The following is a 26116-nucleotide window of genomic DNA, read 5'->3' as shown; positions in this document are numbered from 1 at the left end:
GCCCCTCGTGGCGGCTGGTTGGCTGTGAACATCAAAAGCCGCGCTTGGCCGGACTGGGGGTTTACGGCGGCCCCGCAAATCCACAGTACCCCGCCATCCTAAGGAAGCCCGCTGTTGCCTCTGCGGGTGCCGGGTGCAACCCGGCCGCCCCCTACCCTCAGGGCCAGGCCGGCGGCGCGGCCGCCCACGCCTGCTGCACTTCCGCCAGCGAGGCACGCTCGTCGTCTCGCCACAACGGCAACAACTGCGCATAGCGGCTGCTGTCGCTCCATTGCGTCGGCTCGGTACGCACTGCGGCGGCATACCACTGCACCGCCTCCTGCTTCCGCCCGGCCCGCCACAGCGCCAGCGCATAGGTCGGTGGCAACCAGCCCGGCTTGCTCAGCGAACCACCGGCAGCGGCCTGCCATTGCTCCAGGGCGGCTTCGGGCTGGCCCTGACGCAGCAGGTCCCAGCCGTAGTTCCAGCGCACGCCACGGCCCAGGCTGCCCTGCACCGGCGCATCCTTCAGCGCTTCGCGATACAGCTGTTCACCCAGTTCGGTACGGCCCTGGGCAATGGCCACCGACGCCAGCTGCACGGTGGCCTCCACGGTCCGCCGGCCGCGCTCGCGCTGCTTGAGCAGCTGCGCCACCAGCTCATCCCCGTCGGACTGGACCACGATCATGGGCACGGCGGCCGCATCGCTGTCGAAGTAGAACTCCTGTGGTGCCGGCACCGCCGGCGCGGCCCACACCGGGGCCGTTCCCGAGACCAGCAACATGCTGCCCAGGATCTTTCCTGCAACTGACATCCCTTCTCCCCAGGCCGCAACCGCAGCCCCCTCTCTCTCCCCGATCCTAACCCCAGCATGGCCGCCGGCGCGAGTGCCGGGGCGGCCGGGCCTCGCTGCTACAATTCGCGCCTTTCCCGCCGCGTGCCTGCATGCGGCCGGTGCCAGCCGATCCTGACCGGGCCAGCCATGACCAGTACCGCGCAACTCACGTCGCCCTCCTCCACCGACCTGATCGACCGTGACTACACGCTCGACCACAAGTACACCCGCAACGAGGGGCGGATCTACCTGAGTGGCGTGCAGGCGCTGGTGAAGCTGCCGCTGATGCAGCGGCTGCGCGACGCGCACGAAGGCATCGACAGCGCCGGCTTCGTCAGCGGCTACCGCGGCAGCCCGCTGGGCGGCTTCGACCTGGAGCTGTGGCGCGCACGCAAACACCTCGACGCGGCCAAGGTGAAGTTCACCCCCGGCCTGAACGAGGACCTGGGCGCCACCATGGTGTGGGGCACCCAGCAGACCAACCTGTTCCCCGGCGCCAACGTGCAGGGCGTGTTCGGCATGTGGTACGGCAAGGGCCCGGGCGTGGACCGCTGCGGCGACGTGTTCAAGCACGCCAATGCCGCCGGCACCTCGCGCTACGGCGGCGTGCTGGCACTGGCCGCCGATGACCATGCCTGCCGCAGTTCAACCCTGCCGCATGGCAGCGAGGACGAGTTCGTCAGCGCGATGATGCCGGTACTGAATCCGGCCGGTGTGCAGGACATCCTCGACATGGGCCTGCTGGGCTGGGCGATGAGCCGCTATACCGGGCGCTGGGTCGGCTTCAAGACGATCGCCGAGACGGTCGAATCGTCGGCCTCGGTCGAGGTCGACCCGATGGCGCGCCGCATCGTGCTGCCGGAAGACTTCGAGATGCCGACCGGCGGGCTCAACATCCGCTGGCCGGACCCGCCGCTGGACCAGGAAATGCGCCTGCACCGCTATGCGGTGAAGGCCGCACAGGCGTTCGCCCGCGCCAACGGCATCGACAAGGTGGTGATGGACGCGCCGCGCGCGCGGCTGGGCATCGTCACCACCGGCAAGAGCTACCTGGACGTGCTGCAGGCGCTGGAATACCTGGGCCTGGACGAAGCCGCCTGCGCCGACATCGGCATCCGCGTGTACAAGGTCGGCATGACCTGGCCGCTGGAGCCGCAGGGCATCGCGCGCTTCGCGCAGGGCCTGGAAGACATCATCGTGGTGGAGGAAAAGCGTGCCTTCATCGAGCGCCAGATGAAGGAACAGTTCTTCAACTGGCCGGCCAGCTGGGGCCAGCGCCCGTCCATCGTCGGCAAGTATGACGAGACTGGCGAATGGATCCTGCCGTCCACCGGCGAGCTGACCCCGGCCACCATCGCCGGCGTGATCGGCCGCCGCATCCAGAAGTTCTTCAACAACGCATCGATCGAGCAGCGGCTGCAGTGGATGCAGGAGAAGGAAGCCGAGCTTGCGTTGCCGCGCGCCAGTTTCCCGCGCGTACCGCATTACTGCTCGGGCTGCCCGCACAACACCTCCACCAACGTGCCGGAAGGCTCGCGTGCGCTGGCCGGCATCGGTTGCCATTACATGGTGACCTGGATGGACCGCAGCACCGACACCTTCACCCACATGGGCGGCGAAGGCGTGACCTGGGCCGGGCAGGCGCCGTTCACCGATACCCCGCACGTGTTCCAGAACCTCGGCGACGGCACCTACTTCCACAGCGGCTCGCTGGCGATCCGCCAGGCGGTCGCCGCCGGCGTCAACATCACCTACAAGATCCTCTACAACGATGCGGTGGCGATGACCGGCGGCCAGCCGGTGGACGGCCCACTGAGCGTGCCGGACATTGCAAAGCAGATGCGCGCCGAAGGCATCCACACCATCGTGGTGCTGTCGGACAACATCGGCAAGTGGACCGGCCAGCGCGAGCACTTCCCCAGCGACGTCGAGTTCCATGACCGCAGCGAACTGGACGAAGTGCAGAAGCGCCTGCGCGAAGTGAAGGGTGTTTCGATCCTGATCTACGAACAGACCTGCGCGACCGAGAAGCGTCGCCGCCGCAAGCGCGGCAAGCTGGAAGACCCGCAGAAGCGGGTGATGATCAACTCGCTGGTCTGCGAAGGCTGCGGCGACTGCGGCAAGAAGAGCTTCTGCGTGTCGGTGCTGCCGAAGGAAACCGAGTTCGGACGCAAGCGCGAGATCGACCAGTCCAACTGCAACAAGGACTATTCCTGCGTGAACGGCTTCTGCCCCAGCTTCGTCACCGTGCACGGTGGCCAGCCGCGCAAGGGCAGCAAGCGCGATGCGTCCACGCTGCTGGACAACCTGCCGGCGCCGACCCTCCGCGACAGCCTGGAACAGCCCTGGAACATCCTGATCACCGGCGTCGGCGGTACCGGCGTGGTGACCATCGGTGCGCTGCTGGGCATGGCCGGCCACCTGGAGGGCAAGGGCGCGACCGTGCTCGACCAGACCGGCCTGGCGCAGAAGGGCGGCGCGGTGACCACGCATATCCGCATTGCCCGTCGCCCTGAAGACATCCATGCCGTGCGTATCGCCGCTGGCGAGGCCGACCTGGTGCTGGGCTGCGACATGGTGGTGGTCAACGATTACTGGGCGCTGTCGAAGGTCCGTGCCGGCCGTTCGCAGGTGGTGCTGAACACTTACGAAGCGATGCCAGGCACCTTCACCACCCGCCCGGACATGCAGTTCCCCGCCGCCGACATCATCGCCGGCGTGCGCGTGGCACTGGGCGGCCAGGAGCCGTTGCTGCTCGATGCCACCCAGCTGGCCACCGCGCTGCTGGGCGATGCCATTGCCGCCAACCTGTTCATCCTCGGCTACGCCTGGCAGCAGGGCCTGGTACCGTTGTCGTTCGAGTCACTGATGCGCGCCATCGAACTCAACGGCGCCGCCGTGGCGATGAACCAGCAGGCGTTCGCCTGGGGCCGCCTGGCCGTGGTCGATCCGCAGGCCGTGCAGCAGGCGGTCGGCCTGGTACGCAACCGCCATACCGATACCGAATCCACCCCGGGCCCGCTGCATCCGCTGCCGCCAGGCGAGTGGGAGGGCAATGAATGGGGTGCCACTGCGGCACCGCGCAACACCGGCGACGAACGCGAACTGCGTGGCCTGCCCTCGCACGGTGGCGACGTGGCGTTCCTGCCGCTGGACGACGCACGCCTGTCGCGCTCGCTGGATGAAATGATCGAGCGCCGCGCCGCGTTCCTGGTCGAGTACCAGGATGCCGCCTACGCCAAGCGCTACCGTGACCTGGTAGCGCGCGTACGCGCCACCGAAGCCGACCGCATCGGCGGTTCCACTGCGCTGACCGAGACCGTGGCGCGCTACCTGTTCAAGCTGATGGCCTACAAGGACGAGTACGAAGTGGCGCGCCTGTACACCAGCGGCGACTTCCAGCGTCGCCTGCAGCAGCAATTCGAGGGCGACTACCAGCTGCGCTTCCATCTGGCACCGCCGCTGTTCGCGAAGAAGGACGAGCAGGGCCGGCTGCTGAAGAAGGAATACGGCCCGTGGATGTTCAAGGCCTTCGGTCTGTTGGCGAAGCTGAAGTTCCTGCGTGGCGGCCGCTTCGATGTGTTCGGACGCACCGAGGAGCGCCGCATGGAACGCAAGCTGATTGCTGATTACGAGGCGACGGTGCAGGTGCTGCTGGACGGGCTGGAGGACGACCGTCTGTCGCTGGCGGTGGAGATCGCCAGCGTTCCCGAGCACATCCGCGGCTTCGGCCATGTCAAGGAAGCGCATTTCGCGCAGGCCAAGGCGCGCGAAGCGGCCCTGCTGGCGCAGTGGCGCAATCCGAAGGCGCTGCATATCGTGCAGGTGGCTTGAAGGTGGTGCCGGCCGCTGGCCGGCATCTTCCTGGCAATCGGTTGCCGGCCAACGGCCGGCACTGCCGGTGGTTCACCCCAACCGCCACAGCAATAGCCGGTTATTGGCCGGCATCGCCACGTCACCCAACCGGGTAAACCCGTTGTCCGCCGCCAGCGCCTGCACCGCTTCGCTATCGCGGATACCGCTGCGCGGGTCGCGCGCCTTCAGCCAGGCATCGAACTGCGCGTTGCTGTCGCTGGTATAGCGACCGCCGTAGTTGAAGGGGCCATACACCGCCAGCAACGCACCGTGACGCAACAGCGGCGGCAGCGCGCCGAACAGCACCTGCACGTACTCCCAGCCCATGATGTGCAGCGTGTTGGCGCTGAATGCGGCGTCGAACGTGCTGCTTTCTGGAAGGTCCAGGCCCGTTGCCGGTGGCAGCTCCACCTGCAGCGCCACCGGCGGCAGCAGGTTCAGCAGCGCGGCCTCCGCACGCCAGGCTTCGATGCCGGGCAGATGGTCCGGATGGTCGCTGGGCTGCCAGCGCAGCCACGGCCAGCGCTCGGCGAAGAAGGCTGCGTGCTGGCCGGTACCGCTGCCGATCTCCAGCACCCGATGGCGGTCGCCCATCCACGGGTCGAGTGCGGTGGCGATGGGTTCGCGGTTTCGCTCGCAGGCTTCTGAATACGGCTTGCTCGACATCAGGACGGTGTCCAGGCGGGGTCGGCCCCATTGTGCACGAGGGGGTGTCTGCAGGGCTTGCAGCCCTGCACCCGCAGGAGCCGGAACCAGAGCAACGTCAAAAGCTGGCATTCCGTGGGTTGGCGGGGTGGGCCCGGTTGCGGGGGGCGCCGTAAATACGTCCCTGTAGGCTCGGTCGCCGCATCCATGCGGCTCACGCCCCCGCAACCGGACCCACCCCGCCTTCGACAGATTCCGCGATCTGTCGGAAGTGCTCTTGGGGTCAGATCCGTTTTCCTGTGGAAAACGGATCTGACCCCGGATTCATTTCGATACCTGACAGATGTGTCGACCAAGGTCGACACCTACCAACAGCCGCAGGAATCTGTCAGAGGTGGGGCGGTGTCGGATTGCGGGGTGTCAGCCGCATGGATGCGGCTGCCAAGCCTCCATGGACGGATTCACGGCGTCCCCGCAATCCGACACCGCCCCGCCCACCCACGGAATGCCGCTCTGGCTCTGGCTCTGGCTTTGGCCGTTGCCGTTGCATTGAGCAGGTGCAGGGCTGCAAGCCCTGCCGAAACCCTCCCCAACCATGACTGCAGTCACTTGCCCGGTTGCGCCGCGCTGGCGAAAGTCGAGGAGTTGACGTGATCGGTCCGGCGCGTTGCCGACCGCAAGCGAGAGAGAGAAACGCTGTGCAACGACGTGAGTTCCTGGCTTTTTCCGGCCTGGGCCTGGCCGGCCTGCTGCTGCCGCATTCCCGTGCCATCGCCGCCGAGCAGCTGCTGGCGCCGGTCGATACCGCCCAGCGCCGGCGCTTGGCCGAGGTCGCGCTGGCCACCGCACGCTCGGCCAAGGCCAGCTACTGCGATGTGCGCATCGGCCGCTACCTCAACCAGTCGGTGATCACCCGCGAGCACCAGGTCGGCAATGTGACCAACCGAGAATCGTCCGGCGTGGGTGTGCGGGTGATCGTCAACGGTGCCTGGGGCTTTGCTGCCACCCATCAGCAGACCGAGGCCGCCGTGCGCGCAGCGGTCGAGCAGGCCGCAGCAATCGCCCGCGCCAACGCCAGCATCCAGACCCGCCCAGTGCAACTGGCACCCACGCCGTCCGTCGGTGAAGTGCGCTGGCAGACGCCCATCCGCAGGAACGCGATGGCGGTGCCGATCCAGGACAAGGTCCAGCTGCTGCTGGCCCTCAATGCCGCTGCGCTGGATGCGGGCGCCGACTACATCAATTCCACCCTGTTCCTGGTCAACGAACAGAAGTACTTCGCCTCCAGCGACGGCTCGTTCATCGACCAGGACATCCACCGCATCTGGTTGCCGTTCACCGCCACCGCCATCGACAAGGCCAGCGGCAAATTCCGCACCCGCGCCGGCCTGTCCTCGCCAATGGGCATGGGCTATGAGTTCCTCGATGGCGATGCGCGCGGCAAGGTGCAGCTGCCCGGCGGCATCACTGCCTACCGCGATTCCTACGACCCGGTCGAGGACGCCATTGCGGCCGCCCGCCACGCGCGCGAGAAACTGAAGGCGCCATCGGTGAAGCCCGGCAAGTACGACCTGGTGCTGGACCCGTCCAATCTGTTCCTGACCATCCACGAGAACGTCGGCCACCCGCTGGAGCTGGACCGCGTGCTCGGCTACGAGGCCAACTACGCTGGTACCAGCTTCGCCACGCTGGACAAGCGCGATGCCGGCTTCCGCTGGGGCAGCGACATCGTCACCTTCTTCGCCGACAAGACCCAGCCCGGCAGCCTCGGTGCGGTCGGCTACGACGACGAGGGCGTGAAGACCCAGCGCTGGGACCTGGTGCGCGACGGCATCCTGGTCGACTACCAGGCCACCCGCGATGAAGCCCACATCCTCGGCCGCGATGCATCGCATGGCTGCAGCTATGCCGATTCCTGGTCCAGCGTGCAGTTCCAGCGCATGGCCAATGTCTCGCTGGCGCCGGGCAAGCAACCGCTCAGCGTCGAGGACATGATCAAGGACGTGGAGAACGGCATCTACATCCACGGCCGCGGTTCGTATTCGATCGATCAGCAGCGTTACAACGCGCAGTTCGGCGGCCAGCTGTACTACCAGATCAAGGACGGAAAGATCGCCGGCATGGTCGAGGATGCGGCCTACCAGATCCGCACCCCGGAATTCTGGAATGCCTGCACCGCCATCTGCGATGAACGCGACTTCCGCCTGGGCGGTTCGTTCTTCGATGGCAAGGGCCAGCCGGGCCAGGTGTCGGCGGTCTCGCACGGTTCATCCACCACCCGCTTCAACGGCATCAACATCATCAACACCGCGCGCAGTCTCGGCGCTTGAGCCACCCATCCTTCGACATGGAGAGCAGCCTTGCAAAGACGTGACTTCCTGGCCCTGACCGGGCTTACCGCGGGCGGGCTGATCGTGCCCTCCTTCTTCGGCAAGGTGATCGCCGCCGAGCAGCTGCAGAGCACGCTGGACCTGGGGCTGAAGAAGCGCCTGGCCGATGCGGCGCTGGCCGCCGCCCGCCAGGCCGGTGCCACCTACTGCGACGTGCGCATCGGCCGCTACCTGCGGCAGTTCGTGATCACCCGCGAGGACAAGGTGCAGAACGTGGTGAACACCGAGTCCACCGGCGTCGGCATCCGCGTGATCGTCAATGGTGCGTGGGGCTTTGCCGCCACCAATGCGCTGGGCACCGCCGACGTGGCCAAGGCGGCGCAGCAGGCGGCCGCGATCGCCAAGGCCAATGCCGGCGTGCAGACCGCGCCGGTGCAGCTGGCCAAGGCGCCGGGCGTGGGTGAGGTGAGCTGGCGCACGCCGATCCGCAAGAATGCGATGGAGGTGCCGATCAAGGACAAGGTCGGCCTGCTGCTGGACGTCAACGCCGCCGCAATGGGCGCCGGTGCCAGCTTCGTCAACTCGATGCTGTTCCTGGTCAACGAGCAGAAGTACTTCGCCTCCACCGACGGTTCCTACATCGACCAGGACGTGCATCGCATCTGGGCGCCGATGACGGTCACCGCCATCGACAAGGCCAGCGGCAAGTTCCGCACCCGTTCGGGCCTGTCCTCGCCGATGGGCCTGGGCTACGAGTACCTGGACGGTGCCGCCGCGGGCAAGGTGGTCAGCCCCAATGGCGTGGTCAACTACAGTTCTTCCTACGACATGAAGGAAGACGCCATCGCCGCCGCCCGGCAGGCGCAGGAAAAGCTGAAGGCACCGTCGGTGAAGCCGGGCAAGTACGACCTGGTGCTCGATCCGTCGCACACCTGGCTGACCATCCACGAGTCGATCGGCCACCCGCTGGAACTGGACCGCGTGCTCGGCTACGAAGCCAACTACGCCGGCACCAGCTTCGCCACCCTGGACAAGCGCGAACAGCGTTTCCAGTACGGCAGCGAGCTGGTCAACATCTTCGCCGACAAGACCCAGCCGGGCAGCCTCGGCGCCGTGGCATACGACGACGAAGGCGTGAAGTGCAAGCGCTGGGACCTGATCAGCAACGGCAAGCTGGTGGACTACCAGACCATCCGCGACCAGGCGCACATCCTCGGCAAGACCGAGTCCGACGGCTGCTGCTATGCCGACTCGTGGTCCAGCGTGCAGTTCCAGCGCATGGCCAACGTGTCGATGGCACCGGGCAAGAAGCCGCTGAGCGTGCCGGACCTGATCAAGGACGTGGAGAACGGCATCTACATCATCGGTGACGGTTCGTTCTCGATCGACCAGCAGCGCTACAACGCGCAGTTCGGCGGCCAGCTGTTCTACGAGATCAAGAACGGCCAGATCACCCGCATGCTGGAAGACGTGGCCTACCAGATCCGCACGCCGGAATTCTGGAACGCCTGTACCGCCGTGGCCGACGAGCGCGACTACCGCCTGGGCGGTTCGTTCTTCGACGGCAAGGGCCAGCCGGGCCAGGTCTCGGCGGTCTCGCACGGCTCGTCCACCGCGCGCTTCAACGGCATCAACGTCATCAACACCGCACGCAGCCTCGGCTGACCGGTCAGGAGCCCTTACACATGAGTATCTTCACCGAAGCCCAGGCCAAGGCCATCCTCGACAAGGTCATCGCCCTGTCCAAGGCCGACGAGTGCACCGCCGTGCTGGCCGGTGCGATCAGCGGCAACATCCGTTTCGCGCTGAACAATGTCTCCACCAGCGGCATCGTCGACAACACCGAGCTGGCGGTCACCGTCGCCTTCGGCAAGCGCGTCGGCACCGCCTCGATCAACGAGTTCGACGACGCCGCGCTGGAACGCGTGGTACGCCGTGCCGAAGACCTGGCCCGCCTGGCCCCGGAGAACCCGGAGTTCATGCCGGCCATCGGCAAGCAGAGCTACCGCGCCAGCCCGACCTTCAGCGAATCCACCGCCGCGATCGATCCGGCCTTCCGTGCCAAAGTCGCTGCCGATTCGATCGCCCCGTGCCGCGGCCACGGCCTGGTCGCCGCCGGCTTCCTGGAGGACGGCCAGGGCTTCCAGGCCACCGCCAACAGCAACGGCAACTTCGCCTACCAGCGCACCACCAACTTCGATTACACCTGCACTGTGCGCACCGAAGATGGCCGCGGTTCGGGCTGGGTCGGCCGCAACCTGAAGGACGCGGCGGACTTCAAGGCTGACCAGGACATCCGCATCGCCATGCGCAAGGCCACCGAATCGGCCGAAGCCAAGGCACTGGAACCGGGCAAGTACACGGTCATCCTGGAGCCGGCCGCAGCGGCAGGCCTGATCAGCTTCATGATGAACTTCTTCAGTGCACGCTCGGCCGATGAAGGCCGCAGCTTTCTGTCGAAGAAGGGCGGCGGCAACAAGCTGGGCGAGCAGGTCTACGACCCGCGCGTGACCATGATCGCCGACCCGTGGCATCCGGATGCACCGGTGCTGCCGTGGGACAACGAAGGGCTGCCGCGCGAGCGCATGGCCATCATCGAGAACGGCAGGATCGCCAATCTGGACTACTCGCGCTTCTGGGCGCAGAAGCAGGGCAAGACCGCCAAGGCCTCGCCGGGCAACCTGCTGATGAGCGGTGGCGACAAGAGCACCGCCGAGCTGGTGCGCGGCACCCAGAAGGGCATCCTGGTCACGCGTACCTGGTACATCCGCATGGTCGATCCGCAGACCGTGCTGCTGACCGGCCTGACCCGCGACGGCACCTTCTACATCGAGAACGGCCAGATCAAGCACCCGGTGAAGAACTTCCGCTTCAACGAGTCGCCGGTGATCATGCTCAACAACATCGAAGAGCTGGGCAAGCCGGTGCGTGTGGCCGGTGATGAATCCAGCTACGTGATGATGATCCCGCCGATGAAGCTGCGCGATTTCACCTTCACCTCGCTGTCCGACGCGGTCTGATGGATCGCCGGGCCTGCCTGCGCTGGTTGGCCGCTGCCGCTTCGGCGGCGGCGCTGCCGGCCTGGGCACAGGCAGGCCCGCGCAGTTCGCGCTACGACTTCTGGTTCACCCGCCTGCAGTACGACTCCGGTGACTGGGACGTGGACGCGCGCATGCCATCCAACCTGATCACCTCGCTGATCGACTACACATCGCTGCGCGTGGACCCGCAGGAACACGTGGTGGCGCTGGCCGACCCGCGCATGCTGGAAGCGCCGTTCTGCTACCTGGCCGGGCACACGCTGGTGGAGTTCAACGCCGCCGAACGGCAGAACTTCGTGCGCTACGTGCGCAATGGCGGCTTCGTCTTCGTCGACGACTGCAACCATGACATCGACGGCCTGTTCGCCACCTCGTTCGAGGCACAGATGGGCCGGCTGTTCGGCCCGAAGGCATTGCAGAAACTGCCCAACAGCCACGCGCTGTACCGCAGTTTCTTCCGCTTCCCGGACGGTCCGCCCGCCACCAGCTTCGAACTCAACGGCTGGGGCGACGACCTGGTGCACGACTATCTGAAAGGCATCGAGGTCGAGGGTCGGCTGGGCCTGCTCTACAGCAACAAGGACTACGGCTGCGAGTGGGACTACGACTGGCGCAACAAGCGCTTCCTGGCCGAAGACAACACCCGCTTTGGCGTCAACATCGTGATGTACGCGTTGAACAATTGACAGGACCTGCACGCCCATGAACTCCTCCGACCTCGAATCCCTGCTGCCGCGCCTGGATGAACTGCGCGCCGCGCTCGCACGCGCGGTGGTGGGCCAGCACACGGTGGTCGAGCAGCTGTTGATCGGCCTGCTGGCCGGTGGCCACTGCCTGCTGGAAGGTGCGCCGGGGCTCGGCAAGACCCTGCTGGTGCGCTCACTCGGCCAGGCATTGGAACTGCAGTTCCGGCGCGTGCAGTTCACCCCCGACCTGATGCCCAGCGACATTCTCGGCACCGAGCTGCTGGAGGAAGACCATGGCACCGGCCATCGCCATTTCCGCTTCCAGCAGGGCCCGATCTTCACCCACCTGCTGCTGGCCGACGAACTCAACCGCACCCCGCCCAAGACCCAGGCCGCGCTGCTGGAAGCGATGCAGGAGCGCACGGTCAGCTACGCCGGCACCACCTACGCATTGCCCGCGCCGTTCTTCGTGCTGGCCACGCAGAACCCGATCGAGCAGGCCGGCACCTACCCGCTGCCCGAAGCGCAGCTGGACCGCTTCCTGCTGCATGTGCTGGTGGATTACCCCAGCGAAGACGAGGAACGGCGGATCCTGGAACAGACCACCGGCGGTGCCACCGACGCGGTGCCGAAGGTGATGGATGCCGAGGCGGTGATCGCCCTGCAGGCGGCAGTACGCCAGGTGCATGTCAGCCCTGATGTGCTGGCCTGGATCACCCGCCTGGTGCGCGCCAGCCGTCCGGGCGAAGGCGCACCGGCGGCGATCAACCAGTGGGTGAAGTGGGGCGCAGGCCCGCGCGCCGGGCAGTCGCTGGTGCTGGCGGCGAAGGCGCGCGCACTGCTGCAGGGCCGCTTCGCCGCCACCCGCGAGGATGTGCAGGCACTGGCCGCGCCGGTGATGCGTCATCGCCTGCTGCTGTCGTTCGCCGCCGAGGCCGAGCAGAAGCGTGCCGACGACGTGGTCGCCGCCCTTCTGCAGGCCGTGCCGTTCCCGGGTTGAGCCACGCGTGAACGCCGGTACCCCGCTGACCTTGCCTCCGGAACTGCGTGCGCGCCTGCGCCTGCTGCGGCTGCGGCCGCGCCTGGCCAGCGGCGCCAGTGGCATCGGCCAGCACGCCAGCCGCAGCCGCGGTGCCGGCCTCGAGTTCGCCCAGTACCGGGCCTACGAACCGGGCGACGAGCTGCGCCAGATCGACTGGAAGCTGTACGCGCGTTCGGACCGCTTCTTCGTGCGCGAATCCGAACGCGAAAGCCCGATCATGGTCTGGCTGTTGCTCGATGCCACCGCCTCGGCCGGCCAGGCCGATCGCGCGGCACCTCAGCGCACGCGCCTGGATCACATGCGCGGCGTGGCCGCCTGCGTGGTGGAACTGGCGCTGCAGCAGGGCGACCGTTTCGGCCTGCTGGCGATCAATGGCGATGGACTGCAGCTGGTGGCCGCAGCGGACGGCGCACGCCAGCGTGACCGCGTGCATCTGCAGCTGCATGCCCTGCAGGCGCGCGGCACCTGGCCCGCGGCCGAACGCCTGCGCCCGCTGTGGGAGCGCGTGCGCCCGGGCGACCTGCTGCTGGCGATGGGTGATGGCTTCGATGCGGCCTGCATCGTGCTGCTGGAGCAACTGGCCAGCGCACGCCGTGAAGTGGCACTGCTGCAGATCCTGACCGCCGACGAGCGCGATTTCCCGTTCGACGCCGGCCATCGCTTCCGCGATCCGGAGACCGGCGAGGAACTACTGGGCGATGGCGCGGCGATCCGCGCCGACTACCTGCAGCGCTTCGCTGACGCACGCAACGCATTGCAGTCGCGCCTGCAGGCCAGCGGCATCGCCAGTGCCACCAGCTGGCTCGACCAGCCGCTGGACCAGGCACTGCAGGCGCTGTTCGGCCGTGGGGGCGGTGCATGACCCTGCTGTTCCCGTTGGGCCTGGCCGCGCTCGCTGCAGGGTTGCTGCCGCTGCTGATTCATTTGGCCCGGCGCCATCCGTACACGCCGCTGGATTTCGCCGCGCTGCGCTGGCTGCGCGCACAGATCCGCCCGCGCCAGCGCATCCGTTTCGATGACTGGCCGTTGCTGATGGTGCGCCTGTTGCTGCTGGCCGCATTGGCCTTGCTGCTGGCACGACCTGCGTTGGTCGGCCCTGCCCCGGTCCCCACTGCCTGGACGGTAGTGGCTCCCGGACTGGACGCGACCGCACTGCGCGGCACCGCCGAAGCGGGCAACTGGCACTGGCTGGCACCCGGCTTCCCCGCTATCGACCACCCACCACCTGCGTCCAGCGCATCGCTGCCCAGCCTGCTGCGCGAGCTGGACGCACAGCTGCCCGCGGGCACCGCGTTGACCGTGCACGTTCCCGATCCCCTGCCCGGTCTGGATGGCGTCCGCCTGCAGCTGTCGCGCGAAGTAACGTGGCGGCCGCAACCGATACCGGCCACTCCGCAACCGAGTGCCGCGACGGTGCCGCGTCTGCGCGTGCACAGCGATGCGTCCGCCGCCGCCCAGCACTGGGTGAACGCACTGCAGCGCGCGTGGGGCATGCAGGCGCCGCTCGCTCCTCTGTCGGCCGATGCCCTGCCCGAACGCGGCGAGATCGGCGTATGGAGCCGCAGCGATGCACTGCCGGCGAGCTGGCAGGCGTGGCTGCGCGACGGCGGTCGTGCAGTGAGCGCCGGCAAGCCTGCTGGCGACGCCGGCATCCTGCTGCGCAACGCCGACGGCTCACCAGTGCTGTGGCAACAGCGCATCGGCCACGGCGTCCTGCTGTCACTACCCGGCGACTGGGATGCCTCAGGCAACGCTGCGCTGCGCGACCCGCGGTTGCCGCGTGCCCTGCTGCTGGCGCTGCAACCGCCAGCGTCACCGCGCCTCGGCGATGCACAGGACCAGGCACCACGCCGAGCCGCACTGCCCGCCATAGCGCCCCCCGCGCGTGAGCCAACCACGTGGTTGCTGCTGGCCATCGTGCTGCTGTTCGCGCTGGAGTGCTGGATGGCCAGCAGTCGCCGGCGCAGGGTGGCCACATGAACACCCTGCAGCACGCCTGGCAACGCGCACGCCGTCGACGTGCACTCGTTACCCTGCTGCTGGGCCTGCCATGGGCGCTGGCCGCGACGACGCTGGTGCTGCGTCTGGCGGGCTTCGATATCGCCTGCGTGGTCGGCACGGTCAGCGTGCTCGCCTGCGCAGCGCTCGCCACGGCACGTGCCCGCCAGCTGGACCCACAGTGGGTGCAGCGCCAGCTCGATGCCAGCGGTGCCAGCGAGGACAGTGCCGACCTGCTGTTCGCCGATGCCGCCTTGCTCAATCCGCTGCAGCAGCGCCAGCGCGCGCATGTGCTGGCCACGCTGGAGCGCGCGACACCGGACCTGCGTCCGCGCTGGCCGCGCAGGGCGTTGGCCCTGAGCTGGGTCGCAGGCCTGGCGATCACTGCGCTGGCATTCGGCTGGCCACGTTCCGGCCCCGGCTCCGCGCCGGCCCGCACATTGGCGCCTGTCAGCACGGCTGCCGCCGGCCCGCTGCACCTTCAGTCCACCCGCCTGCGGATCGACGCACCGGCCTATACCGGCCAGGCCACGCGCACCCAGAACGCGCTGGATGCCAAGGTCGCCGCGGACAGCCGGCTGTCGTGGTCGTTGCGCTTCGATCGCGCGCCGGACAAGGCATGGCTGCAGTTCCACGACGGCCGCCGGCTGCCGCTGAGCGAGCAGGATGGGCAGTGGCTGGCGCAGGATGTGGCGCGCGTGCCTGTGCTGTACCGCGTGGTGAGCGAACCTGCACTGGCCCAGACCCGCCTGCATCGCCTGGATGTGGTCGCTGATCGTGCGCCCAGCGTGCGCGTGCTGGAGCCCGCCGCGACCCTGGTGCTGGGCACGCCCGGGCAACGCCAGTGGTCGTTGCGCTTCGAAGCCAGCGATGACTACGCCGTGGCCACGCCGGCAACGCTGTCGATCACCATTACCCAGGGCAGCGGCGAGAACATCACCTTCGTTCGCCGCAGTGTCGGCCTCACCGGCAGCGGCGAAGCGACTGCACGGCGTTTCGCGCACAGCCTCGACCTGGCTGCGCTGGGCGCGCAGCCAGGCAGCGATGTCATCGCCCAGCTGGAAGTACGCGACAACCACGCGCCAACACCGCAGGCCGGGCGCAGCAGCAGCGTGATCCTGCGCCTGCCCAGCGCCGAGGTTGCACTCGGTGCCGAACTGGAAGGCCGCATCAAGAAGACGCTGCCGGCCTACTTCCGCAGCCAGCGGCAGATCATCATCGATGCCGAAGCGCTGATCCGGCAGCGACGCAGCCTGGCCGCCGAGGACTTCGTGAAGCGCAGCGATGCGATCGGTGTCGACCAGCGCATCCTGCGTCTGCGCTACGGCCAGTTCCTGGGTGAGGAAAGCGAAGGCGCACCGAAGCCGCCGCCGACCAGCGACCTGCCCACCAGCGATGCGCCAGCTGCAGGCAGCCACGACGACGAGCACGAGCACGACCATGGCGCCGAGGCCGGGGCACACAATGAGCATGGCCACGATCACGGCGGCAAGCCGGCCAATGCCGATGCCCCACCGGTGTTCGGCAGCGCCACCGATGTGCTCTCCGAATACGGCCACACCCATGACCATGCCGAGGCCGCGACCCTGCTCGACCCGCAGACCCGGGCCACGCTGAAGGCCGCGCTGGACCAGATGTGGTCGGCCGAAGGCGAGCTGCGCCAGGGCCGTCCGGAGCAGGCACTGCCGTTCGCCTACAAGGCACTGGCGTTCATCAAGCAGGTGCAGCAGGCCGAACGCATCTATCTGGCGCGGGTGGGACCGGAGCTGCCGCCGATCGATGAAGGCCGTCGCCTCGGCGGCGATCGCACCGGACTGGCCAGTCGCGAACTGCCGCTGGCCGCACGAGCGCCGCCCGACCCGACCATCATCGAAGCCTGGCAGCGCCTCGGTGATGACACCAGTGTGCCCGACCTCGACGCACTCGCTGCCTGGCAGCAGCGCAATGCCGCCTACCTGCCCGATGCCCTTGATCTGGCTGCCGCCATCGAGCAGCTGCGCATCGAGCCCGGTTGCCGCGACTGCCGCCTGCGCCTGCGCGCTCAGTTGTGGCGGGCGCTGCAGCGTCCACTGCCGCAGGCGATGCGGCGCAGTGCCGCCGATGCGATGGGCCAGCGCTACCTGGACGCGCTGGAGGCGCAGCCATGAACCCCTCCGGCCTGAACCTGTGGATCGCCCTGGCACTCGCTGTGATCGTGGCGATCGCCAGCGTTCGCCAGTCGCACGGCAACACCACGCACCGTGGCCGCCGCTGGGGGGTGATCGGGCTGCAGGTCATCGTCGCCACGCTGCTGTATTTCTGCCTGGTGCCGCCCACCCGCCAGCAACCCGCAGGCGGGCTGGTTGTGCTCGGAATCGATGCCAGCAGGGCCGGCGCGTTCCCGGCCAGCGAAGGTCCGCTGTGGCTGTTGCCGGAAGCTGCCGATGTGCCCGGCGCAAAGCGCGTACCCGACCTGGCCACCGCGCTGCGGCAGCATCCGGCCTCCACGCTCACCCTGGTCGGTGCCGGCCTGGTCGCACGCGATCGCGATGCGGTACTGCCACGCGACGTACGTTGGCAGCCGGCAGCACCGCCGCGCGGCTGGGTCGCCTTGCAGCCACCGGCCGACGCCGCGCCCGGCGCACGCTTCGAGGTACAGGCACAGGCGCGTGGCGTTGCCAGGGCAAAGGCGGAACTGCTCGACCCGGCCGGCAGCGTGGTCGATCGCGCGGATGTTGCCGACGATGGCCACGTTCAGTTGAGTGGCATCACCCGCGCCGAAGGCCGCAGCGTGTTCCAGCTGCGCCTGCTCGATGCCGACGGCCATGTGGTGGACAACGTGCCGGTGCCGCAGCAGACCCTGCCGGCGGCGCCGTTGCGCCTGCAGGTACGCGCCAGCGCGCCGGGCCCCGAACTGAAGTACCTGCGCCGCTGGGCAGCCGATGCCGGCATCCGCGTGCAGGTGCAGGCCGATACCGGTGCCGGCCTGAGCGTCGGCGACGGCGCCTTGCCGCTGGACGCGGCGTCGCTGGCGCGCAGCGATCTGCTGCTGCTGGACGAGCGCAGCCTGGCGGCATTGAATGCCGCCCAGCTGGCCGCTGTGCGGCAGGCGCTGCGCGAAGGACTGGGCGTGCTGGTACGCAGTGCGGGCGCGCCTTCGGCCAGCGCGCGCCAGCGCCTGCACGATCTGGGTCTGCCGCTGCGGGGTGATGGCAGCAGCCAGGTCCTCGAACTTCCCGGCGACGGCGAGAGCGCGGTCCTCGCCGCACGACGTGGCCCGCTCGCCGCGGGTACGCTGCCGACCGGCTACGGCGAAGAGGCAGACCGCAGTTCGCACGACGCCGCGCTGCCCACACTGGAAACACTGGCGCTGCAGGTACCTGGCAGCAACGCGCTGCTGCACGATCGCACCGGCAAGGCTGTCGGCGGCTGGCGCGCTACCGGCAAAGGCCGCATCGGCCTGCTGCCCATCACCGACAGTTGGCGCTGGGTGCTGGCCGGCCGCGATGACCGCCACGGCGAACTGTGGAGCGGCGTGGTTGCCACGCTGGCGCGGGCGCAGGGCAGCGCTGAGGCGCTGTGGTCGCCACAGCCGATCAGCTGGGCGGGCGAACGGCAGGCGCTGTGCGGCGTGCAGGCGCCGCTGCAGGCCTTCAACGCACGCGGCGAAGGCACGCCGCTGATCGTCGATGGCGCGACGTCAGACCTGCGTTGCGCGGGCTGGTGGCCGCGCGAGGCGGGTTGGCAGCGCCTGCAGCACGGCGACGCTACCGTCTGGCGCTATGCATTCGACCCGAAGGACGCGCCCGCGCTGCATCAGCAGGCAATGATCGATGCAACCACGCAGGCGCTGGCGGGCAGCTCCCCGGCAACCGCGTCGGTGATGCAACCCGTGCCGGGATCGCGCTGGCCGTGGTGGCTGGCGTTCGTGCTGTGCGCATCGCTGCTGTGGTGGTTGGAGCGGCGGCGCTGACCGCGACGATGGGATCGCGGGCGGCATCCACGCATGGCGTGGATCTACTGGCCGGTTGCCCTGATGGACGCCAACCTTGGCTGGCGTCTTTCGGCGGGGTCAACGCGTTCCCGCGCGCCGGTACACGCCATTGAAGCGCACGTTCATGCCACCGCATTCGCTGTTGTCGGCCACGATCAGCACCTCACCCAGCGAGTGCACACGCACCCGGCAAGTATCCTCGGCGAACTCGACATCGGCACCCTGCGGTGTGGCACGCGCTTCCACCTGGCCCAGGTTCGGCCCGTACGGGCGCTGTTCCGGCGTGGGGTTGGCCGAGGGCCAGTAGGCGTCGCCATCCACATGCAGTTGTCCACCCTGCACGGTGATGCGCAGGCCGTTGTCGCCATCTTTCCAGTGGCCCGTCCAGTCCTGCAGCGTGGGCACGGCCACCGGCAACGGCTGCAGCTTGCTGCGGTCGACCCAGCCGGCGCTGCCGCCCACCCTGTTCGGGAAGAACGCGCAGCGGTAACGGCCCAGGTCGCGACCGGTCACCACCGTATCGCCGTTGACCACATAGCTGCGCTGGCGGCAGGCCGGTTCGCCCTTGGCGGGGCAGCCCTCCATGTCGCCGAGCAGGTACAGGCGCGGTGCATCGACCACCCGCGCCAGCGCGAACCGGCTCTGTTGGGAGGGGAACGCGCCATTGCGGCAGGCGCCGCCATCGGCGATATCGGACGCGAAGGCGGAGGCCGGCAGCAACGCGGACAGCAGGCAGATCGAACGCAGGGACATGACAGCATTAGCGGTGGGGGAGCCCGCAGGATATACCGGCCTACTTCACTGGCGCTGTGTCGCCGGCATCCTGCTCCTGTGAGAACCGCAGCGCGCGCTGCTGCTGTTCGGCACTGAGCTCTGGGGGTGGCCGCGCCACGGCCGCCTGGATCTGGTCGGGACCGCCGGTGAGTTTGTTGATGCCTTTGGCTGCCGCCAGCACACCCTTGACCACACCCATCATGATGTAGCCACCGCCCATGCTGACCTGCTCCGGCGATGGCGGTTCGCTCCAGTCGCGGCTGAAGCGGTTATCGCCGAACTTCACCGGGTTCTTGAAGCGGTACAGGTCCAGCGGCTCGTCATCGGGCTTGAGCGCACGCACTTCGCCGAGGGTGGTGACGTTGTCCTGCGGCAAGGTGGTGGAGATCGGTGCGGTCGGGGCAGGCGGCGCATCTTCAGGGGGAACGGGTGCAGGATCGGGCACCGCCACCGGCGCAGCCTGTTGCGCCTGTACGATGCCGGTCAGCAGCATGCCGGCCAGGAGTGCTCCCTGCGTTCCACGTCGTGCCACAGCCATCCACCCTGTTGGTTGCGTCCAGCGCCCAAGGATACGGATGCCGGCTTCAGATTTCGTTGCTGCACCGGCAGCTGTTCAGCCAAGGGAGATGCGGCGACGCCACGGGACGCGAGCACTGAACGGTTCACGCCCGCCGTGTGCGGTGTCTCACATCCTGAGACATGGATGTGGTGCCATGCGACCCCTCGCAATCCGTCCCCGCTTCCTCTTCCATGGCCTACGAACTCGCCAAGCGCACCGCCGATGCCGAGCAGAAGCTCGCCACCCGCGATGGCCTGCCCGCCCGCGACGGCGCGCTGCTCAGCGCGCGCCTGCAGCGCCGCTACCAGGACCGCATCACCGGCAGCTTCGCCATTCCCGGCCGCGAAGGCCGCTACGCGCCCGTTCCCGACTCGGTACCACCGGCGCTGGCCGCAGCACTGAAGGCACGTGGCATCGAGCAGCTCTACAGCCACCAGGCCGAAGCCTGGGAGGCCAGCCAGCGCGGCGAGCACGTGGCCATCGTCACCCCCACCGCCAGCGGCAAGTCGCTGTGCTACACCCTGCCGGTGGTCAGCGCGGCCATGCAGGACAAGGCCAAGGCGCTGTACCTGTTCCCGACCAAGGCACTGGCCCAGGACCAGGTGGCCGAGCTGCTGGAACTCAATCGTGCCGGCGATCTCGGCGTCAAGGCCTTCACCTTCGACGGCGACACCCCCGGCGATGCGCGCCAGGCGATCCGCCTGCATGGCGACATCGTGGTGTCCAACCCGGACATGCTGCACCAGGCCATCCTGCCGCATCACACCAAGTGGGCACAGTTCTTCGAGAACCTGCGCTACATCGTCATCGACGAAGTACACACCTACCGCGGCGTGTTCGGCAGCCACGTCACCAACGTGCTGCGCCGGCTCAAGCGCATCTGCGCGTTCTATGGCGTGCAACCGCAGTTCATCCTGTGCTCGGCCACCATCGGCAACCCGCAGGCGCATGCCGAGGCGTTGATCGAGGCACCGGTCACCGCCGTCACCGAATCCGGCGCGCCCACCGGGCCGAAGCAGGTGCTGCTGTGGAACCCGCCGGTGATCAACCCCGACCTGGGCCTGCGTGCCTCGGCGCGCTCGCAGAGCAACCGCATCGCGCGCATCGCGATCAAGTCCGGGCTGAAGACCCTGGTGTTCGCGCAGACCCGGTTGATGGTCGAGGTGCTGACCAAGTACCTGAAGGACATCTTCGACCACGACCCGCGCAAGCCGCCGCGCATCCGCGCCTACCGCGGCGGTTATCTGCCCACCGAACGCCGCGAGACCGAGCGTGCGATGCGTGCCGGCAACATCGACGGCATCGTCAGCACCTCGGCGCTGGAACTGGGCGTGGATATCGGCAGCCTGGACGTGGTCATCCTCAATGGCTACCCCGGCAGCGTGGCCGCCACCTGGCAGCGTTTCGGCCGTGCCGGTCGCCGCCAGCAACCCGCACTCGGCGTGATGGTGGCCAGTTCGCAGCCGCTGGACCAGTACGTGGTGCGGCATCCGGACTTCTTCGCCGAAGCCTCGCCCGAACATGCGCGCATTGCGCCAGACCAGCCGCTGATCCTGTTCGACCACATTCGCTGCGCGGCCTTTGAACTGCCGTTCCGGGTCGGCGATGGCTTCGGCCCGATCGACCCGGAAGTGTTCCTGGAAGCGCTGGCCGAAACCGAAGTCATCCACCGCGAAGGCGAGCGCTGGGAATGGATTGCCGACAGCTATCCGGCCAACGCGGTCAGCCTGCGCGCGGTGGCCGATGGCAACTTCGTGGTGGTCGACCGCAGCGACGGCCGCCAGCAGATCATCGCCGAGGTCGATTACTCCGCCGCCGCGCTCACGCTGTATGAAGGCGCCATCCACATGGTGCAGTCCACGCCCTACCAGGTGGAGACGCTCGACTGGGAGGGCCGCAAGGCCTACGTCACCCGCACGCATGTGGATTACTACACCGACAGCATCGATTTCACCAAGCTCAAGGTGCTGGACCGCTTCGATGGTGGCGTGGCCGGGCGCGGTGATTCGCACCATGGCGAAGTGCACGTGGTGCGGCGCGTGGCCGGCTACAAGAAGATCCGCTACTACACCCACGAAAACATCGGCTACGGGCCGGTGAACCTGCCCGACCAGGAACTGCACACCACCGCAGTGTGGTGGCAGCTGCCGCAGGCACTGCTGCTGCGCGCGTTCGCCAGCAGGCAGGATGCGCTCGATGGCTTCCTCGGTGCGGCGTATGCGCTGCACATCGTCGCCACCGTGGCGGTGATGGCCGATGCGCGCGACCTGCAGAAGTCGGTCGGTAACGGCGATGGCTCCTGGTTTGCGATCGCCGACCAGAGCGGCCGTGGCCAGTTGCGCGGCAGCGAGGGTGATCCTGGGGTTGTCGAACTGCTGCAGGAATTCGTGCCCACCGTGTACCTGTATGACAACTTCCCTGGTGGCGTGGGCCTCAGCGAACCGCTGTGGCAGCGCCAGGCCGAACTGGTGCAGCGCGCGCGCGAACTGGTGCAGCGCTGCGACTGCAAGGCCGGCTGCCCGGCCTGCGTCGGCCCGGTGCTGGCCGCGCAGGAAGAGGATGAGACCTCGCCGCGCGCACTGGCACTGCGCGTGCTCGACCTGTTCGATGCCGATGCCGATGCCTGCCAGCATGTGCCCGACGTGGTGGTGACCACGCGCGATCCGATGGAGCTGCTGGCACCGTGAGCCTGAGCCTGGACAAGCTGCGCCTGCTGCGCAGGCAGGCCGGCGACCCGAAGGCAAGCACACCGGCCGTGCCGGACGTGCCCCCTGCGCCACCGGCACCCGTGGCCGCCAACGATGCGCGGCAACCACCGGCCGAGCGTTCGGTGTTCGCCTGGGTCGAGCAGGAGATCCGCCACAAGCCGACCGGCGCGGCGGCACCTGCCACGACGCCGCCCGCGCTGCGTCGGCCCGAAGTGGGCAGCCTGCATCGCCTGCTCGGCCTGCGCACGCGCGGCGGCCCCGCTCCTGCTCGCGCCAGCGCACAGGACCGTCAGTTGCCAGGTGAGGAGATCGCACCGGGCCTGTTCCTGATCGAATCGCTGCAGCCGCAGGCGATCCCGGCACAACCGCTGTCGCTTGATTTCGCCCGTCGCGACGGCGAGCACGTGACTGCACGCGATCTGCTGTTCTTCGACACCGAGACCACCGGCCTGGCCGGCGGCACCGGCACCCGTGCCTTCATGATCGGCGCGGCCGATTGGCATGTGTGCCCGCAGCGTGGCGAAGGCCTGCGCATCCGCCAGTTGCTGATGGCCACGATGGCCGCCGAGGACGCGATGCTGGCCACCTTCGCCGGCTGGCTGCAACCGTCCACCGTGTTCTGCAGCTACAACGGCCGCAGCTATGACGCACCGCTGCTGAAAGCGCGTTACCGGCTTGCCCGGCAACGCGACCCGATCAGCGCGCTGGACCATGTCGACCTGCTCTACCCCACCCGCCGCCGCTATCGCGGCACGTGGGAGAACTGCAAGCTGTCCACCATCGAACGCCAGCTGCTGCGCGTGGTGCGCGAGGACGATCTGCCGGGCTCGGAGGCACCCGGTGCGTGGTTGCGCTTCCTGCGCGGCGGCGACGCGGTGAACCTGCGCCGGGTGGCCGACCACAATCACCAGGACGTGGTGACCCTGGCCCTGCTGCTGCAGCGGCTGATCCGCGAAGAACAGCGTGAGCGCGAAACGCTGGCTCTGGTCGCCAGGCAGGACGACTCGCGTTGACCGCAGCGCCCCGCTTTTCCCCGCGATTCACGCAGTCAAGAACTTCCGCAGTCGTCCAGCAAACGCACTGGGCGCGGGCACGTCGCTGCTGGACGAATCGACAGCGGCGGCCTTGATGCGCTCGGCAATGGCGAAGTGATCCAAGGTCGCTTCCAGGTTTGCGGCCCGTTCGTCTACGGCGATCAGCAGCCGTTCCAGGTCCTGCTGTGGGTCAGCATGGAACCAGTCGACGGTGAACTTCAGGGTCTGGCCAAACTGCTGCTCCAGGGGGGGCAACGCCAGGCTGCGCAACTGCATCAGCGCTCCACTGCGCGCAGCGTCACGCACCCACCACGACAGAAACTCCAGCGCCAGCAAGCCTGCCGGGCCGCCGTCCAGTTCAAACTCGATCCCAATCAGCACCTCATGCGACAGAGCACCTTCGCTACGCCGCAATACGGCCAGCGGTAGATCCGCGTAGGGCAACAGCGACAATTCGTCTACGGCCAGCTCCGACAAATCCTGCTTGGTCACAGAAGCGGTGCGCACGCCTGGAATGGACGAAACCGCATTGATCAGGCGTTGAACGCGCTCAACCATCGGACATGCGCCTTGAGTTGACTGGGTGCAAGACACTAACCGCTGCCCGCACAGGCATCAATCCGCTGCTCTTCGACGACTTCACACACTGTGGCGCTTGCCAGGCACGGATTCAGGCCGCGTTGACACCACAGAGACGCGCAGCGGCGACACTGCCCGCTGTCCCTTCACCGGAGCCGTGCCCATGCGCCCTACCACCCTGTTGCTGCTGGCCAGCATCCTGCCGCTCGCGGCCTGCAGCCATGCCGATGCCAACGGCACCGCCGATACCGGCAGCCTGCCGGCCAAAGTCTCCGATGGCCCGCACGAATGCCGCCCCGAGGCGCTGGAAGCGTTCACCGGCAAAACCGCCGACGAAGCCACGATCAAGAAACTGGTGGCTGACAGCGGCGCGCGCGGTGCACGGGTAGTCAAACCCGGCATGGCGGTGACCATGGACTTCCGCCAGGACCGCGTGACCGTGCAGGTGGATGCGCAGAACCGCATCGAGCGCGCCAGCTGCGGTTGATGTTCCTTACCGATCCCGCTGGCACCGGGTATCCACCCGCGCCAGCGGGATAAGGTTCCAGCCACACTGCAAGGAGTGCTGTATGCCGAGGTTCCGCAACAGGAAACCGTATCGACGGTGGTTGGGCTGTCTGTTCGCCACTCTGCTGTGCGTGGCCCCCGCCCCCCCGCTGGCGGCACATGAGGGCCGGCCCCCATGGTCCGCCACCTGGTTCGCCGCCCAGCAGGACTACGGCGTTACCTTTCCGGACAACATCGTTCCCCCGCCCCCACCCGTCACCCTGGCCGACCAGACCGTACGCATGACCGTACGTCTTTCGCGCGGCGGAGAAACACTGCGCGTTCGCTTCTCCAACCGGTTCGGCAAGGCCCCGGTCACATTGGAGGACCTCCGTATTGCGCCAAGCATGGGCGCCGATGGTGTCGTCCTCCACAAGCAGCGCTCATTGCGTTTCAGTGGTGCAGCACGCTTGACGCTCGCCCCCGGCGAAGAGCGCTGGAGTGATCGGATCAACCTGCATGTGGCTGACCAGACGGAGCTGTCCGTCAGCCTGTACGTCATGGCACCGACGCCGGTGGTCACCACGCATTCGGTCGGCCTGCAGACCAACTACCGCGCGCCCGGCAACCAGGTCGGCGCGGCCCTGCTGCGCTCCGCCGACCCCATGCGGGCCTATTATTGGCTGGACGCCATTGACGTTGCCGGAAACCAGCCATCGGCGGTACCAGCAGCTGGCGGCAAGCCGGTGGTCATGGTCGCCTTCGGTGACTCGATCACCGATGGTGCCGGCTCTACAGTGGATCGCAATTTCCGCTGGCCCAACCTGCTCGATGACCGTGTCCGCAGTGCAGGCCTGCGCAAGGTCAGCGTGGTCAATGGCGGCATTGCCGGCAATCGCTGGCTGCATGATGGAGTCGGGCCAGCAGGCGTGTCGCGCTTCGGGCACGATGTGCTGGCGGTGTCCGGTGCCAGCCATGCCGTGCTGCTGCTGGGCATCAACGATATCGGCATCGGCCAGCTGCATCCGCCGCAGGCGGTGTCTGCAGCGCAGTTGATCGACGCCCTGCGCACGTCGGTGCAGCGAGCCCGGCAACGTGGGATCAGGGTGATGCTTGGAACGTTGCTGCCCTACGGAGGATCAGGCTACTTCGACGCCGCCGGAGAAACCAAGCGGCAAGCCGTGAACGATTGGATCAGGGCAGCACAGGGCGTCGATGGTGTCATCGACTTCGATCGCATCATGCGCGATCCACAGCGCCCGACCCATCTGCTTCCCAGCTATGACAGCGGGGATCATCTGCATCCCAGTGATGCCGGCTATGCAGCGATGGCGGACGCGTTCCCGATACGCTGGCTGCAGCACTGATTGCCCCAGGGTAGTGGCGGGGGGCGGGGGGGGCCCCCCCCGACCCCGCCCCCGCCCCCCCGCACCCACCACAAAGGGCGCGCGGGCGGCGGGGCGGGGGCGCGGCGCCGGGGCGCCGCGCCCCGCCCCGGCGCCGGGGTGTGGGGGGGCGCCGGGGGGGGGGGGGGGGGGGGGGGCCCCGCCCGGCCCCCGCCACTACCCTGGGGCAATCAGTGCTGCAGCCAG

Annotated in this window: 18 protein-coding genes and 1 pseudogene; 14 read left to right on the top strand and 5 right to left on the bottom strand. The window is 68.1% G+C overall.

From position 1 onward, the window contains the following. Positions 1–157 precede the first annotated feature (157 nt). Positions 158–793, bottom strand: a complete 636-nt coding sequence (locus tag RCF13_RS11885) for a tetratricopeptide repeat protein (protein ID WP_061479389.1) — start codon at positions 791–793, stop codon at positions 158–160. Positions 794–961: 168 nt separating this feature from the next. On the opposite strand from RCF13_RS11885, the gene RCF13_RS11880 reads away from it, so the two are divergent. Then, on the top strand, positions 962–4648 hold the full coding sequence (locus RCF13_RS11880) for an indolepyruvate ferredoxin oxidoreductase family protein (protein WP_308141215.1): 3687 nt from the start codon (positions 962–964) through the stop codon (positions 4646–4648). A gap of 72 nt (positions 4649–4720) precedes the next feature. Here the strand turns inward: RCF13_RS11880 and RCF13_RS11875 are convergent, their stop codons facing one another. Beyond that, a complete protein-coding gene (locus RCF13_RS11875; RefSeq protein WP_061479391.1) occupies positions 4721–5335 on the bottom strand; it encodes a DUF938 domain-containing protein in 615 nt (204 codons plus the stop codon). 677 nt (positions 5336–6012) lie between these two features. Between RCF13_RS11875 and RCF13_RS11870 the strand changes: the two genes are divergently transcribed. The 9 genes from RCF13_RS11870 to RCF13_RS11830 are packed head-to-tail and all read left to right on the top strand — an operon-like array spanning position 6013 to position 18363. Beyond that, complete coding sequence (locus tag RCF13_RS11870) at positions 6013–7644, top strand: TldD/PmbA family protein (RefSeq protein WP_181357858.1); 1632 nt, start codon at positions 6013–6015, stop codon at positions 7642–7644. 30 nt (positions 7645–7674) lie between these two features. Beyond that, the gene (locus RCF13_RS11865; RefSeq protein ID WP_061479900.1) at positions 7675–9309 is read left to right on the top strand and encodes a TldD/PmbA family protein; all 1635 of its coding nucleotides are present in this window, start codon (positions 7675–7677) and stop codon (positions 9307–9309) included. A 20-nt stretch (positions 9310–9329) separates the two neighbouring features. Further along, the gene (locus RCF13_RS11860; protein WP_061479901.1) at positions 9330–10664 is read left to right on the top strand and encodes a TldD/PmbA family protein; all 1335 of its coding nucleotides are present in this window, start codon (positions 9330–9332) and stop codon (positions 10662–10664) included. Next, positions 10664–11371: a DUF4159 domain-containing protein gene (locus tag RCF13_RS11855; protein WP_061479902.1), complete on the top strand. Its 708-nt coding sequence runs from the start codon at positions 10664–10666 to the stop codon at positions 11369–11371. Before RCF13_RS11860 ends, RCF13_RS11855 begins: the two co-directional genes overlap by 1 nt. Positions 11372–11387: 16 nt before the next feature. Next, positions 11388–12371 carry a MoxR family ATPase gene (locus RCF13_RS11850; RefSeq protein ID WP_180870082.1) on the top strand — a complete coding sequence of 328 codons (984 nt, stop codon included), beginning with the start codon at positions 11388–11390 and terminating at the stop codon, positions 12369–12371. A 7-nt stretch (positions 12372–12378) separates the two neighbouring features. Continuing rightward, on the top strand, positions 12379–13275 hold the full coding sequence (locus RCF13_RS11845) for a DUF58 domain-containing protein (protein WP_231352435.1): 897 nt from the start codon (positions 12379–12381) through the stop codon (positions 13273–13275). After that, a complete protein-coding gene (locus tag RCF13_RS11840; protein WP_231352434.1) occupies positions 13272–14393 on the top strand; it encodes a BatA domain-containing protein in 1122 nt (373 codons plus the stop codon). The genes RCF13_RS11845 and RCF13_RS11840 overlap by 4 nt, the downstream gene beginning before the upstream one ends. Then, positions 14390–16558, top strand: coding sequence for a hypothetical protein (locus RCF13_RS11835; RefSeq protein ID WP_231352432.1), 2169 nt, complete (start codon positions 14390–14392; stop codon positions 16556–16558). Before RCF13_RS11840 ends, RCF13_RS11835 begins: the two co-directional genes overlap by 4 nt. Further along, a complete protein-coding gene (locus RCF13_RS11830; protein ID WP_231352431.1) occupies positions 16555–18363 on the top strand; it encodes a hypothetical protein in 1809 nt (602 codons plus the stop codon). Before RCF13_RS11835 ends, RCF13_RS11830 begins: the two co-directional genes overlap by 4 nt. Positions 18364–18462: 99 nt before the next feature. Here the strand turns inward: RCF13_RS11830 and RCF13_RS11825 are convergent, their stop codons facing one another. Further along, a complete protein-coding gene (locus RCF13_RS11825) occupies positions 18463–19137 on the bottom strand; it encodes a hypothetical protein (RefSeq protein ID WP_134969400.1) in 675 nt (224 codons plus the stop codon). A 40-nt stretch (positions 19138–19177) separates the two neighbouring features. Continuing rightward, the gene (locus RCF13_RS11820; RefSeq protein WP_061479909.1) at positions 19178–19696 is read right to left on the bottom strand and encodes a hypothetical protein; all 519 of its coding nucleotides are present in this window, start codon (positions 19694–19696) and stop codon (positions 19178–19180) included. 212 nt (positions 19697–19908) lie between these two features. On the opposite strand from RCF13_RS11820, the gene RCF13_RS11815 reads away from it, so the two are divergent. Next, positions 19909–22404: a DEAD/DEAH box helicase gene (locus RCF13_RS11815; RefSeq protein WP_134969401.1), complete on the top strand. Its 2496-nt coding sequence runs from the start codon at positions 19909–19911 to the stop codon at positions 22402–22404. A 134-nt stretch (positions 22405–22538) separates the two neighbouring features. Next, positions 22539–23438 (top strand): annotated as a pseudogene (locus RCF13_RS11810) (ribonuclease H-like domain-containing protein); the annotation flags it as partial. Positions 23439–23465: 27 nt separating this feature from the next. Here the strand turns inward: RCF13_RS11810 and RCF13_RS11805 are convergent. Continuing rightward, the gene (locus tag RCF13_RS11805; protein WP_134969465.1) at positions 23466–24017 is read right to left on the bottom strand and encodes a hypothetical protein; all 552 of its coding nucleotides are present in this window, start codon (positions 24015–24017) and stop codon (positions 23466–23468) included. 184 nt (positions 24018–24201) lie between these two features. On the opposite strand from RCF13_RS11805, the gene RCF13_RS11800 reads away from it, so the two are divergent. Together RCF13_RS11800 and RCF13_RS11795 are read left to right on the top strand one after the other, a co-directional pair. Beyond that, entirely contained in the window at positions 24202–24525 is a 324-nt protein-coding gene (locus tag RCF13_RS11800; RefSeq protein ID WP_005421020.1) for an I78 family peptidase inhibitor, read from the top strand. Between the two features lie 151 nt (positions 24526–24676). Further along, complete coding sequence (locus RCF13_RS11795) at positions 24677–25891, top strand: SGNH/GDSL hydrolase family protein (RefSeq protein ID WP_308141214.1); 1215 nt, start codon at positions 24677–24679, stop codon at positions 25889–25891. The last annotated feature ends 225 nt before the right edge of the window (positions 25892–26116 follow it).

It is taken from the genome of Stenotrophomonas maltophilia group sp. RNC7 (genome assembly GCF_030910085.1).
GTDB classification, from domain to species: Bacteria; Pseudomonadota; Gammaproteobacteria; order Xanthomonadales; family Xanthomonadaceae; genus Stenotrophomonas; species Stenotrophomonas sepilia.
The sequence above is the reverse complement of the archived record's forward strand: the minus strand, read 5'-3'. Positions and strand labels throughout refer to the sequence as shown.

Coding starts and splice junctions, on each gene's coding strand:
- RCF13_RS11885 (WP_061479389.1), bottom strand. CDS start 793: ATGTCAGTTGCAGGAAAGATCCTGGGCAGCATGTTGCTGGTCTCGGGA.
- RCF13_RS11880 (WP_308141215.1), top strand. CDS start 962: ATGACCAGTACCGCGCAACTCACGTCGCCCTCCTCCACCGACCTGATC.
- RCF13_RS11875 (WP_061479391.1), bottom strand. CDS start 5,335: ATGTCGAGCAAGCCGTATTCAGAAGCCTGCGAGCGAAACCGCGAACCC.
- RCF13_RS11860 (WP_061479901.1), top strand. CDS start 9,330: ATGAGTATCTTCACCGAAGCCCAGGCCAAGGCCATCCTCGACAAGGTC.
- RCF13_RS11855 (WP_061479902.1), top strand. CDS start 10,664: ATGGATCGCCGGGCCTGCCTGCGCTGGTTGGCCGCTGCCGCTTCGGCG.
- RCF13_RS11850 (WP_180870082.1), top strand. CDS start 11,388: ATGAACTCCTCCGACCTCGAATCCCTGCTGCCGCGCCTGGATGAACTG.
- RCF13_RS11840 (WP_231352434.1), top strand. CDS start 13,272: ATGACCCTGCTGTTCCCGTTGGGCCTGGCCGCGCTCGCTGCAGGGTTG.
- RCF13_RS11835 (WP_231352432.1), top strand. CDS start 14,390: ATGAACACCCTGCAGCACGCCTGGCAACGCGCACGCCGTCGACGTGCA.
- RCF13_RS11830 (WP_231352431.1), top strand. CDS start 16,555: ATGAACCCCTCCGGCCTGAACCTGTGGATCGCCCTGGCACTCGCTGTG.
- RCF13_RS11825 (WP_134969400.1), bottom strand. CDS start 19,137: ATGTCCCTGCGTTCGATCTGCCTGCTGTCCGCGTTGCTGCCGGCCTCC.
- RCF13_RS11820 (WP_061479909.1), bottom strand. CDS start 19,696: ATGGCTGTGGCACGACGTGGAACGCAGGGAGCACTCCTGGCCGGCATG.
- RCF13_RS11815 (WP_134969401.1), top strand. CDS start 19,909: ATGGCCTACGAACTCGCCAAGCGCACCGCCGATGCCGAGCAGAAGCTC.
- RCF13_RS11805 (WP_134969465.1), bottom strand. CDS start 24,017: ATGGTTGAGCGCGTTCAACGCCTGATCAATGCGGTTTCGTCCATTCCA.
- RCF13_RS11800 (WP_005421020.1), top strand. CDS start 24,202: ATGCGCCCTACCACCCTGTTGCTGCTGGCCAGCATCCTGCCGCTCGCG.